Below are 12,192 nucleotides of genomic sequence, written 5' to 3'. Positions count from 1 at the left end.
TCAGGCCGCGACAGCCCCCGGAGCCGGCTCCCGCTCGCGCGCCTCGGTGAGCAGCAGGGCCGCGCCGAGCCCGACGATGCAGATGGCCGGCAGCAGCCCGATGGCGAGGAGGGGAAAGCCTACAGGTCCAGCCTGCTTCAGAGGGCGCAGAAGTGTCTCGCGGCGCGCTCCGCCGCCCCACCGTCTCCACCATGAAGGCGGCATCTGCCCTCCGGCCCGCGCCTCACACGGCCACCGGCGCCTTGATGGCGGGGTGCGGATCGTAGCCGGTGATGCCCACGTCCTCGTAGCGGAAGGCGAAAAGGTCGTGCACCTGCGGGTTCAGCTCCAGGCGCGGCAGGGCGCGCGGGCTGCGCGAGAGCTGCTCGCGCGCCTGCTCGAAATGGTTGGCATAGAGGTGGGCATCGCCCAGGGTGTGGATGAAGTCCCCCGCCCGAAGGCCGGTGACCTGCGCCACCATGTGGGTGAGCAGCGCATAGGAAGCGATGTTGAAGGGCACGCCCAGGAACACGTCGGCCGAGCGCTGGTAGAGCTGGCAGGAGAGGCGCCCCTCCGCCACCGCGAACTGGAACAGGCAGTGGCAGGGCGGCAGCGCCATCTTCGGCACATCGGCCGGGTTCCAGGCGGTGACGATGAGGCGCCGCGAATCGGGATTGCGGCGAATCTCGGCGACCACCTGGGCGATCTGGTCGATGGTGCCGCCTTCCGGCGTGGGCCAGGAGCGCCACTGGTGGCCGTAGACGGGGCCGAGGCTCCCGCTCGCATCCGCCCACTCGTCCCAGATGGAGACCCCGTTCTCCTTCAGGTAGCGGATGTTGGTGTCACCCGCCAGGAACCACAGGAGCTCGTGGATGATGGACTTCAAGTGCAGCTTCTTGGTGGTGACCAGGGGAAAGCCCTCGTCGAGGCGGAAGCGCATCTGGTGGCCGAACACGCTCAGCGTGCCGGTTCCGGTGCGGTCGTCCTTGCGGGCGCCCTCGCTCAGAATGCGGTTCAGAAGGTCGAGATACTGCTGCATGGTCCTCCTCCACCGGACGGCGGCCCGGACCCGAGCTTTACACCAATGCCCCGCAATCGCCATGGCCGCCCCGGGCGCGGCCCACAGGGAGCGCCGGACCAGCGAGCCGCGGACGCAACGAGCCTGTGCAAGACGCGCCCCGCTTCGACCTTGCCTCTTGCAATCTGCGGGGAGCTTGCGTAGGTTCCGCGCTCTCTCCGGCGCCCCGCGCTGGAGCGTGTGCAGGTGTAGCTCAGTTGGTTAGAGCGCCGGTCTGTGGAACCGGAGGTCGGTGGTTCGAGCCCACCCACCTGTACCACTGCATCCTCTCCGCATCACAGCTTCGATAAGGACGCGCTTCAGCCGCGCGATGTTCCCGTGGCACGGGGGCGGAAACCCACGCGCGGGCGCGGCGCCCCCTACATCCGACGGATCGGCCCGACGCCGGTGCGACTCACCCCTCCTTCGCCTCGCCCGCCGCAGCGGGGTGGCGGAAGATGCGCACGATCTGCCGCCCGATCTCCTCGGGCGAGAGGCGGCCGGGCCGGTACCACAGCCCCACATTGTTCAGCAGCGTGAGCAGCAGCAGCCGGTAGACGCCGCGATCGATGCCCGGCTCCAGCGGCAAATCGTCCACCAGATCCAGGAAGATCCGCTCGAAGGCGTCGCGCTTGGCGATGAGGCTCTCCTGCACGTGGCGGGGCACGGCCAGAAAGTCGTTCATCAACGGCATGGTGATGGACTGGGGATCGAGCTGGATGCCCAGCATGGTCACGCACGCCGCCTCCAGCCGCGCCCAAGGGTCGCTCTCTCGCTCGATGGCGGCGCGGATGCGGTCCTCCGACACCTGCAGCGCGGTGTCGTGGATCTTGATGAACAGCAGCTCCTTGGACTTGATGTAGTGGTAGAGCGAGCCGCCGAGCAGGCCCACCCGCTCGCCGATGTCGCGCACCGAGGTCGCGGCATAGCCGCGCTCCGCGAACAGGCTCGCGGCCGCCTCCAGGATGGCGCGGTAGCGCTCGCTGATCTCCCCCGCGAACAGGTCGCCGCGAACGCCGGTCGCCGTGCTGCCGGCCCGTTCCTCAGTGCTGTCCGCTCGCGTGCTGTCCTTCACCTGCCACCTCGTGCCGCGGCGCATGGCCTTTCGCCCGCGCCGCTCCGCCCTCGCCACGCAGGGCCGCACCCATAGCGCCCTGCCATCCCTCACTTACCGCGCTGCGCCGCCCGCGCAAACACCCGCGCGCCCTGGAAGCGACGCCAATGCGGAAGCGCCTCTTGCGGAGTGTAACAATCGTTTGGTACAGCACACAACAGAGCGGAGATCACCGGACGTGGCGAAACCTCTGGCGGGGCCGAAGGAGCAGGCGGATGGGCGGGCGAGAGCGCCGTGCCCGGCAGCTCCGGCATTCCGCAGGAGCCGCGCCCGCCGCGCCCCCGCAGAGCTTCCCATTCCCCGCTGCCCGGCCGCGTCCGCGCGCCGGCCCCGAACTCCAAGGACTCACCCATGGCCGCCTATGTTCCGCCCGTCGACGACATCGCCTTCCTGCTCGATCGCGTCTTCGGCTTCGATGGCGCCATGGCAGCCCTGCCCGCCTATCCGGAGGTGAACACCGAGCTTGCCGTGAGCGTGCTGGAAGAGGGCGGAAAGTTCTGCGCCGGCGTGCTGGAGCCGCTCAACCGCCCCGGCGACGAGACCGGCTGCACGCTCGAGGACGGGCGCGTGACCACGCCCAAGGGTGTGGCCGAGGCCTACCGCGCCTTCGCGGAGGCTGGCTGGTGCGCGCTTTCGGGTGATCCCGAATACGGCGGCCAGGGCCTGCCCCGCGTGCTTCAGATCCTGCTCGACGAGATGCTCTCCTCCGCGAATCTCTCGTTCGGCCTGTTCCCCGGCCTCACGCGCGGGGCGGTGGAGGCCATCGGCCACCATGCCGGCGCGGAGCTGAAGGCCACCTACCTGCCCAAGATGATCTCCGGCGAGTGGACCGGCGCCATGGCGCTGACGGAGGCCGGGGCGGGCACCGATCTCGGCCTGCTCACCACCCGCGCCGTGCCGAACGGCGACGGCACCTACGCCATTTCCGGCACCAAGATCTTCATCTCCTCCGGTGATCAGGACTTCGGCGGCAACGTCATCCACCTGGTGCTCGCCCGCCTGCCGGACGCGCCGAAGGGCGTGAAGGGCATCAGCCTGTTCCTGTGCCCGAAGGTGCTGGTGGAGGCGGACGGCAGCCTGGGCCGGCGCAATGCCATGTCGGTGGGCGCGCTGGAACATAAGATGGGCATCCACGCCCAGCCCACCTGCGTCATGAATTACGACGGAGCCACCGGCTGGCTGGTGGGCGAGGCCGGCCGCGGGCTCAACGCCATGTTCACGATGATGAACGCGGAGCGCCTGTTCGTCGGCATCCAGGGCCTCGGCGTCGCGGAGGCGGCGAACCAGAAGGCCGTCGCCTATGCGCGCGAGCGCCTGCAGGGCCACGGCGCGGACGGCACGCCGGGCCCGGTCGCCATCATCTCCCACCCCGACGTGCGCAAGATGCTGCTGAAGGGCCGCGCCTTCATCGAGGCGGCGCGCGCGCTCGCGGTGTGGACCGCGCTCCAGATGGACATCGCCGCCCACCACCCGGATGCCGCGGCGCGGCACGAGGCGGACGGCATGGTGGCGCTGCTGACCCCGGTGGTGAAGGCCGCCTTCACCGATTTCGGCTTCGAAACGGCGGTGGCCTCCCAGCAGGTGCTCGGCGGGCACGGCTACATCCGCGAATGGGGCATGGAGCAGTTCGTGCGCGACGCCCGCATCGCGCAGATCTACGAGGGCACCAACGGCGTGCAGGCCATGGACCTCGTGGGCCGCAAGCTCACCCTCGATGGCGGCGCCCTGCCCGCGCGCTTCTTCGCCCTGGTGGAGGCCGACCTCGACGCCGCCCTGCCCGTGGCCGGCGCGGCGCTGGTGAAGCCGGTTTCCGACGCGCTGGAGCGCCTGCGGGGCGCCACCGCCCGACTCGCGGAGAACGGCGGCGCCATCGAGGCCGGCGCGGCGGCGACCGATTACCTGCGCATGTTCGCCCTCGTCTCGTTCGGCTGGATGTGGGTGCGCATGGCGACGGCCGCCGCCGGCCTCGGCGAGACGGCGACGCCCACCGTCCTGCGCAAGGCAGCGCTGGCGCGTTTCTTCGTTGAGCGCATGCTGCCCGAGACGCTCGGCCTCGACGCCGCGCTCGCCCACGGCGCGCCCTCGCTCATGGCGCTTCCCGCCGACGCCTTCTGAACAAACGCCAACGTCCGGAACGACAACTTTCAAACGGAGGAAACGATGCTCGGAACGATGATGGATGTCCCGCTGCTGCTCTCATCCATCCTACGGCACGCGGAGGCCTACCACGCCGACGGCGAGGTGGTGTCCGCGGCCGTGGAGGGCGGCCTCCACCGCTACACCTACGGCGAGCTGGCACAGCGCACGCGCAAGCTCGCCAATGCGCTGGCACGGCTCGGCCTCAAGGACGGCGACCGGGTGGGCACCCTGGCGTGGAACGGCTACCGCCACATGGAGCTCTATTTCGGGGTCTCCGGCTCCGGACTCGTGTGCCACACCATCAACCCGCGCCTGTTCCGCGAGCAGATCGCCTACATCATCCACCACGCCGCCGACAGCGTGCTGTTCTTCGATCTCACCTTCCTGCCCATCGTCGAGGAGCTGGCCGGCGAACTGAAGGGCCTCAAGGCCATCGTGGCCATGACGGACGAGGCCCATATGCCGAGGTCCGAGGCCCTGCCCGGCCTGCTGTGCTACGAAACCCTCATCGCCGGCGAACCGGACACCTTCGAGTGGCCGGCGCTCGACGAGAACACCGCCTCCAGCCTGTGTTACACCTCCGGCACCACGGGCGACCCCAAGGGCGTGCTCTACAGCCACCGCTCCTGCGTGCTGCACGCCATGGCGGTTTCCATGCCCGACGCGTTCGGCTTCTCCAGCGCCGATGTCATCGCCCCCATCGTGCCCATGTTCCATGTGAACGCCTGGGGCCTGCCCTTCGTGGGCGCCATGGTGGGCGCGAAGCTGGTGCTGCCCGGCGCCCACCTCGACGGCGCCAGCCTCTACACCCTGTTCGAGGGCGAGGGCGTCACCTTCACCGCCGGCGTGCCCACCGTGTGGCTCGGCCTGCTCGACTGGATGGACACCCACGGACGCCGCTTCTCGGCCCTCAAGCGGGTGGTGATCGGCGGCTCGGCGACCCCGCCCATCATGATCAGCCGCTTCCACAACATGGGCGTGAAGGTGCGCCACGCCTGGGGCATGACGGAAACGAGCCCGGTGGGCCTTGCCGCCGCCCTCAAGCCCAAGCACGAGGCGCTCGACCCCGAGGCGCGCCTCGCCCTGGAATGCAAGCAGGGCCGCCCCCTGTTCGGCATGGAGTTCCGCGTGGCCGGCGCCGACGGCAAGCAGGTGCCGCGCGACGGAAAGAGCTTCGGCGCCATGCTGGTGCGCGGGCCGTGGGTCGCCGCCTCCTACTTCAACACCGAGCACAGCCCCGCCCACGAGGAGGCGCCCGGCTGGTTCAACACCGGCGACGTGGTGACCCAGGACGCCGACGGCTTCATTCAGATCGTGGACCGCACCAAGGATGTCGTGAAATCCGGCGGCGAGTGGATCTCCTCCATCGAGCTGGAGAACATCGCCCAGGCGCACCCGGCCATCCAGGAAGCCGCCATCGTGGCGAAGCCCGATGCGCGCTGGGGCGAGCGCCCGGTGCTGGTGGCGGTGCTGAAGCCGGGCGCGAGCTTCTCGCGCGCCGAGATGCGCGCCCACTACGAAGGCAAGATCTCCAAGTGGAGCATCCCGGACGACGTGGTGATCGTGCCGGAGCTGCCCCACACCGCCACCGGCAAGCTCTCCAAGAAAGCCGTGCGCCAGATCATCCTGGAGCATATCGGCGGCGGCGGTCCGGACGTTTTCACAAGCTGAGCTGCGGAGCCGGCTCCCCGTCCCGCGCGGCCCCTCGGGGTCGGGCGGGGCGGGGCCTCAGGCCCCGGTGCGCACCAGGGGCTCGTCCGCGCCCGGCAGGTGGAAGCGCTCTGCCACCACGCGGGCCATCATGTTCGCGTCCGGATTGTCAGAGCCATAGGGCCCGTGCGGCTCGCCCATGTCCCACAGCAGCGAATAGAGCCACAGCCCCCCGGCCTTCAGGCGGATGGCGGCGTTGGCGAAATCGATCACGTCGGTCAACGAGCGCTTCACGTCCCCGTGCCACGGCGGGCCGGACCGCAGGCCCAGGAATACCTGCGCTTCCGGGAAGTGGTATTGATAGGCTTCCAGCGCGCGCACCGGATCGTATCCCGGCTTTTCGTCGAATGACATGATGTTGATGGCGTCGATGGCGGCCCGCGCCTTCGGGTCCCGCGCCAGGGCCGCCACGTAGCCGTGGTTCCAGCCCACCGGAATCTGCTTCGCGAACGGGCCGAAATAGGCGCCCGTATTGTAGGCATCGATGGCGAGGCGATATTTCGGCCGCGGGAACTTGTCGCGGAATGCCTTGATGACGCGCACCAGCTCGCCGTCCGTGTAGCACCACACGTCGCCGCCAGCCTTCACGAGGCAGTGCTTGTCCCCGTCCATGGAGGAGGCCACGCACTCGTAGTCCACGTCGACGTCGCGAATGCCCATCTGGTCCATGAACAGGGCGAGGGCGCGGAAGTGGGTGCCGTTCATGCCGGCCCACCCGTCACGGTCATAGGGCTCGAAGCCGAGCGGCCCGCCCTGCTGCACCGCGAGCGCGACGCGGATGCCCGGCCGGCGCATGCGCAGCAGGTCGAGCGCGGTCTTCAGCTGGTGGCCGGTGCCCTGGAACTGGAGGCCGGTGGTGGCAAAGACATTGTCGTCCAGCCCCTCATAGGTCACCTGCGGCCGCGCGAAGCAGAGCGTGACGGTGGAGACGTAGGGCGGCAGATTGGTGAGGTGGAAGCCTTCGGGATAGGCGAGGTCCGGCTTCTCGTACCAGGAATCCCAATGCACGTGGAATTCCTGCCCCGAGGGCTGCGGCACGGACATCTTCCCCACCATGCCCAGCGCCACCACGCCCCCCGGCAGCACCGACATCTGGCCGGAGGTGATATCCACCACCTTGCCGTAGGCGAGCGTTGGCGCATCGAGCCGCAGGTCGGCACCCACCTGGCCGGTGAGGACCAGCGCGCCATCCACGGAGGCGAGACGGAAGCTCTCCACCGGCCCGTCACTGCGCGCGGTGCCGAACCAGAGGCCGGAGACCTGCTGCACGCCGCCGCCGGCCCTGAACGGCTCGAGCGGCAGCCGCACCCGCGCCATGAGCGGGGCGCCCGCCGCCGCCGGCCCCAGCAGATCCATGGTGCCGAGGGCGAGACGCGCCGCCACCGAGGCCGCATCGGAAACCGGCCCACCGCTGACCACCGAGATCGTCACGCCATCACCTCCGGCTCACGCGCTCCATACCCCGAAACCGCACCGAGCATAGGCAGCGCGCCCCGCGCCGGGCAAGCCGCCCCGGCGCTCATTCCCCCTGCGGCGGCGCCTCGCAGCGCCAGCGCCCGTAGCGCCACGGCAGATACCAGCGGCCTTCCGACGGCAGTTCCCCCGGCACCGGATCGTAGCCGTGTCCGCCCCAGGGATGGCAGCGGCACAGCCGGGCCGTGGCCATGAACAGGCCGGGCCACGCGCCGTGGCGGGAGATGGCCTCGTCGGCATATTCGGAGCAGGTGGGCAGGTAGCGGCACTGCCGGCCCATGAAGGAGGACAGGGTGTAGCGATAAAGCAGGATCGGCGCGCGCAGCACCATGCGCGGCACGCGGCCGATCAGACCGAGAAAGCCCCGCCCCCGGCGCTTCGGCGCCGTCCACGGCAGATCGTCGAGGGCGCCCCCTCCCCCGCGGGGCTCACTCGGCCGCACGGCCCGCCCCGCCGGCCCGTGCCCGCTCGATCTGGTCGATGCAGTCCACCACGGCGTCGAAGGTGAGCATGGTGGAGGCGTGGCGCGCCTTATAGTCACGGATAGGCTCCAGCACCTTGAACTCATCGAAGGCGCCCTCCGGCGGCGGGCCGTTCTCCTTCAGCATCTTCAGCACCGTCTGGCGCAGCGCGCGCAGGTCCGCCGCCTTCGCGCCGATGACGTGGCGAGCCATAAGGGAGGAAGAGGCCTGCCCCAGGGCGCAGGCGCGCACCTCGTGGGCGAAATCGGTCACCGTGTCGCCGTCCATGGCCAAGTCCACCACCACGGTGGAACCGCACAGGCGCGAATGGGCCTTTGCGGTGGCCTGCGGCGCGGCGAGGCGCCCGAGCCGGGGAATCTCGGCCGCCAGTGTCAGGATGCGCGCGTTGTAGATGTCGTTGATCATGGGCCCGAACCCGCCGGCCCTGCCGGCCTTGAACCAAACGTGATGCCCGCGTCGGCGCCGTGCCGGCGAAAGAACCGCGGCTGATCCCTATATAGCGCTGTGTCGGACGCCGGTAAGGCCCCCCGCTCCATGCGTGCCGCGCAGCTTGCGCCAAAGCGCGCGCCGCCCCATGATGGAGCTTCGCCTGGAAGCGCTCCAGGCTGGAAGGGTACGGACGGCATGGCCGCCGCTGCAAGGCGGGGCGCGGTTGGGGAAGGCTCCCGCGCATGCGTAGCCGACGACCGGTGACACTCCCGCCATCCGGCTTTGCGCCGCGGCGGGTCGAACGGAGTTGTGTACGTCATGGACGCGGTTGTGAAATTGTTCAAGGCGCAGGCGGAAAACGAAGAACGCCAGCGCCAGGCGCAGGCGCGCGAGATGGAAGCCGCGAAGAACGCCCGCAAGGGACACAAACCGGCCGCCGACGGCCAGCCGGCGCCCCGCCCGGTGTTTCCCCCCCTGCCGGACGGCAGCCCCCGCCCCTCCCGCGAGGAGGCCGAGGCCGCGGTGCGCACCCTGCTCGCCTACATGGGCGAGAACCCCGCCCGAGAGGGCCTGCTCGACACGCCCAAGCGCGTCATCAAGGCCTATGACGAGCTGTTCTCCGGCTATGCCGAAGGCGGCGACGAGATGCTCGACCGCACGTTCGGCGAGATCGGCACCTTCGACGACATGGTGCTGGTGAAGGACATCCCCTTCTATTCCCACTGCGAGCACCACATGGTGCCGTTCTACGGGCGGGCCCACGTGGCCTATTTCCCGGTGGAGCGGGTGGTGGGCCTCTCGAAGATCGCGCGGGTGGTGGACACGTTCGCCCGCCGCCTGCAGACCCAGGAGCACCTCACCTCGCAGATCGTCACCACCCTGGACGAGGGCCTGCGCCCGCGCGGCGTGGCGGTGATGATCGAGGCCGAGCACATGTGCATGTCCATGCGCGGCATCACCAAGGCCGGCGTCACCACCCTCACCAGCCAGTTCACCGGCGTGTTCCGGGACGATCCGGCCGAGCAGGTGCGCTTCATGACCATGGTGCGCGCCGGCAAGGCCTGATCCGCCGCTTCGCCGACGATTTCAACGGGGCCGCGCCGCAAGGGAGCGGCCCCATGCTTGAGAGCCTCTCCCATGACCGCCCCCGCCGCCCCCTTCGCCGCCCCTGCCTCCGGCGCGGCGCTGGAGGAAGGAACCCAGCTCACCCCCAGGTTCGACGCCAACGGCCTCATCACCTGCGTGGCCGTGGACGCGCGCACCGGCGAGGTGCTGATGCTCGCCCACATGAACGCCGAGGCGCTGGCCCTCACCATGGCCACCGGCGAGGCGCACTATTTCAGCCGCTCGCGCGGCAAGCTCTGGAAGAAGGGCGAAAGCTCCGGCCACACCCAGAAGGTGCTGGAGATGCTGGTGGACTGCGACCAGGACGCGGTGGTCATCAAGGTGGAGATGGGCGGCACCGGTGCCGCCTGCCACACCGGCCGGCGCTCCTGCTTCTACCGCACCGTGCCCCTGGGCGCCGCGCCGGGCCCGGACACCGCCCTCGGCTTCACCGGCGACACCCCGCGCTTCGACCCTGCCGCGGTCTACGGCAAGCCGCACGACCACTGAATAGCCGCCTGCCAGCACGCCGCGGGTCCGCAGCCCGCGCCCGTACCGCGATGGGAAAGTACGGCGTGGGCCTCCGCACGGCAGGGTTCGAGCCCTCTTGCTCCAGGCCAGGAGCGGCCATCGGACGTGCTCCTCCGGGGGGCATGATGCTTGAGCCTCCGCGGCAGCATCGCGGAAGGTCTCCGTCCGCTGTCGCCGCCGCCATGAGCGCGCTCGGGATAACCCGCAGCGCCATCGGCACCGGCGCCCGCCACGACGATCGCCGTCCGGCTTCGGCCACCATCCGCCGCATCGCATCCGCGCCGCGGCCACGGTTCCGACATCCATCTGTGGCAAGATACAGGTAATGGAGGGACGCGCCGGAACCGGCGCGTGGGCTGGGGCATTGCTACTGCAAAGCACGCGTCTCGACGCGGCGGCACTGCGAGGCGACCATGTTTCATCCCTTTCTCCGGCGTGGCGAAAGCGCTCTCGACCCCGCAGGCCCCCGGCTCGACGACACGCAGGCCAGCGCCCCGCCCGTGAACGAGGCCGAGCTGCGCCCCGATCTCGACGCCGCCCCGCCACGTCCGCCAGCCCATGTGCACCGGCCCGCCTTCGGCCTCGCCCTCGGCGGCGGTGCCGCGCGCGGCTTCGCGCACATCGGCGTTCTGCGCGCGCTGGAGAAGGCGGGCCTCCGGCCCGGCGTGGTCACCGGCACCTCCATCGGCGCGGTGGTGGGCGGGGTGTGGGCGTGCGGCAAGCTCGATATGCTGGAAGAATGGGCGCTCGCCCTCAACAAGCGGCGCGTGCTGGGCATGCTGGACTTCGCCCTCGGCGGCGCGGGGCTCATCGGCGGCCGCCGGCTGGTGGACCTGATGCGCCAGAAGGTGGGCGACCTCGCCATCGAAGACCTGCCCGTGGTGTTCGGCGCCATCGCCACGGAGCTCGGCAGCGGCCACGAGATCTGGCTCACGCGCGGCGATTTCGTGGACGCGCTGCGCGCCTCCTACGCCCTGCCCGGCATCTTCACCCCGGTGAACGTGGGCGGACGCTGGCTGATGGACGGGGCGCTGGTGAACCCGGTGCCCGTTTCCCCCGCGCGGGCTCTGGGCGCCCGGCTGGTGGTGGCGGTGAACCTGAACGCCGACGTGTTCGGGCGCGGCACCGTCATCCACGACCACGGCGGCGTGGTCGGCCATGTCGCGGATGCCGCCCTCACCGGCAAGCGCCGCAACCTGATGGGACGGCTGAGCCCGGACCGCCTGCGCCGGCAGTTCTTCTCCGCCCCGGACGAGGACGGCCCGCGCGGCCTCTCCAGCGTGATGATCGACGCCTTCAACATCACACAGGACCGCATCGCCCGCTCGCGCCTCGCCGGGGATCCGCCGGACCTGATGGTCTCCCCCAAGCTCGGCGCCATCGGCCTGTTCGATTTCCAGCGGGCCCGCGAGGCCATCGCCGCCGGCGCCGAGGCGGTGGAACGCAGCCTGGAGGACATCGCCGCCGCCGTGGCCACGCTGAAGTGAGCGCGCAGGGCGGATGACGGCGCCGGCGTGCGCGGATAACGATGGCGGCAGACCACCCCTCCCGCCCGGATGGACGCCGCGCATGTTCTACGAGCCCGCCCGCAACGACCACGGATTGCCCTACAGCCCGCTGAAGGCCATCGTGGCGCCCCGCCCCATCGGCTGGATCTCCTCCATTTCGGCGGAGGGCACGGCGAACCTCGCGCCCTATTCCTTCTTCAACATGGTGAGCGAAGCGCCGCCGCTGGTCATGTTCTCCTCCATCGGGCGCAAGGACAGCGTGGCGAACATCGAGGCCACCGGCGAGTTCGTGTGCAGCCTCGCCACGCTGGACCTGATCGACGCGGTCAATGCCTCCTCCGCCCCGCTGCCACGCGAGGTGAGCGAGTTCGCCGCCTGCGGCATCGCCCCGACCCCCTCGCGCCTCGTGAGGCCGCCGCGCGTGGCGGCGAGCCCCTGCGCGCTCGAATGCGTGCATGTGGAGACTGTCCGCCTGCGCGGACGCGACGGGCGCGTGAGCGACAATTACATGGTCATCGGCGAGGTCGTCGGCGTCCACATCGCCGACGAGAGCATCGTGGATGGGCGCCTCGACATCACCCGGCTGCACAGCCTCGCGCGCTGCGGCTACCTGGACTATGCGCCGGTGGACCGCGTTCTGGCCCGCCCGCGCCCGAAGGCGTGAGC

General features: G+C 70.3%; 12 protein-coding genes and 1 tRNA gene. 7 read left to right on the top strand and 6 right to left on the bottom strand.

From position 1 onward, the window contains the following. Entirely contained in the window at positions 1-204 is a 204-nt protein-coding gene (locus V5F75_RS12175) for a hypothetical protein (protein ID WP_394037074.1), read from the bottom strand. A gap of 19 nt (positions 205-223) precedes the next feature. Then, positions 224-1,018: a thymidylate synthase gene (locus V5F75_RS12170; protein ID WP_394037076.1), complete on the bottom strand. Its 795-nt coding sequence runs from the start codon at positions 1,016-1,018 to the stop codon at positions 224-226. A 221-nt stretch (positions 1,019-1,239) separates the two neighbouring features. Here V5F75_RS12170 and V5F75_RS12165 point away from each other — a divergent pair. Further along, a tRNA-His gene (locus V5F75_RS12165) sits at positions 1,240-1,316 on the top strand. Positions 1,317-1,451: 135 nt separating this feature from the next. Here the strand turns inward: V5F75_RS12165 and V5F75_RS12160 are convergent. Next, positions 1,452-2,135 (bottom strand): TetR/AcrR family transcriptional regulator, encoded by a 684-nt coding sequence (locus V5F75_RS12160; RefSeq protein WP_394077481.1) that lies wholly within the window; start codon positions 2,133-2,135, stop codon positions 1,452-1,454. Between the two features lie 366 nt (positions 2,136-2,501). Between V5F75_RS12160 and V5F75_RS12155 the strand changes: the two genes are divergently transcribed. Further along, positions 2,502-4,265 carry an acyl-CoA dehydrogenase family protein gene (locus tag V5F75_RS12155; RefSeq protein ID WP_394037080.1) on the top strand — a complete coding sequence of 588 codons (1,764 nt, stop codon included), beginning with the start codon at positions 2,502-2,504 and terminating at the stop codon, positions 4,263-4,265. Positions 4,266-4,310: 45 nt separating this feature from the next. Then, positions 4,311-5,960, top strand: coding sequence for a long-chain-fatty-acid--CoA ligase (locus tag V5F75_RS12150; protein ID WP_394037082.1), 1,650 nt, complete (start codon positions 4,311-4,313; stop codon positions 5,958-5,960). A gap of 57 nt (positions 5,961-6,017) precedes the next feature. Here the strand turns inward: V5F75_RS12150 and V5F75_RS12145 are convergent, their stop codons facing one another. The 3 genes from V5F75_RS12145 to V5F75_RS12135 form a co-directional block, all read right to left on the bottom strand. Further along, positions 6,018-7,430, bottom strand: a complete 1,413-nt coding sequence (locus V5F75_RS12145) for a hypothetical protein (protein ID WP_394037084.1) — start codon at positions 7,428-7,430, stop codon at positions 6,018-6,020. Positions 7,431-7,518: 88 nt separating this feature from the next. Next, positions 7,519-7,803, bottom strand: coding sequence for a membrane protein insertion efficiency factor YidD (yidD, locus tag V5F75_RS12140; protein ID WP_394037159.1), 285 nt, complete (start codon positions 7,801-7,803; stop codon positions 7,519-7,521). Between the two features lie 97 nt (positions 7,804-7,900). Then, positions 7,901-8,359, bottom strand: coding sequence for an iron-sulfur cluster assembly scaffold protein (locus tag V5F75_RS12135; protein ID WP_394037086.1), 459 nt, complete (start codon positions 8,357-8,359; stop codon positions 7,901-7,903). A 342-nt stretch (positions 8,360-8,701) separates the two neighbouring features. On the opposite strand from V5F75_RS12135, the gene folE reads away from it, so the two are divergent. The 4 genes from folE to V5F75_RS12115 all read left to right on the top strand — a co-directional run bounded on the left by folE (position 8,702) and on the right by V5F75_RS12115 (position 12,190). Then, a complete protein-coding gene (folE, locus tag V5F75_RS12130; protein ID WP_394037088.1) occupies positions 8,702-9,448 on the top strand; it encodes a GTP cyclohydrolase I FolE in 747 nt (248 codons plus the stop codon). Positions 9,449-9,520: 72 nt separating this feature from the next. After that, on the top strand, positions 9,521-9,997 hold the full coding sequence (hisI, locus tag V5F75_RS12125; protein WP_394037090.1) for a phosphoribosyl-AMP cyclohydrolase: 477 nt from the start codon (positions 9,521-9,523) through the stop codon (positions 9,995-9,997). Between the two features lie 434 nt (positions 9,998-10,431). Then, complete coding sequence (locus V5F75_RS12120) at positions 10,432-11,505, top strand: patatin-like phospholipase family protein (protein ID WP_394037092.1); 1,074 nt, start codon at positions 10,432-10,434, stop codon at positions 11,503-11,505. An 82-nt stretch (positions 11,506-11,587) separates the two neighbouring features. After that, entirely contained in the window at positions 11,588-12,190 is a 603-nt protein-coding gene (locus V5F75_RS12115; RefSeq protein WP_394037094.1) for a flavin reductase family protein, read from the top strand. The last annotated feature ends 2 nt before the right edge of the window (positions 12,191-12,192 follow it).

It is taken from the genome of Xanthobacter albus (assembly GCF_043194895.2).
GTDB lineage: Bacteria > Pseudomonadota > Alphaproteobacteria > Rhizobiales > Xanthobacteraceae > Xanthobacter.
Note: the sequence above shows the minus strand (reverse complement) of the source record. Positions and strands in the feature narration are given on the sequence as shown.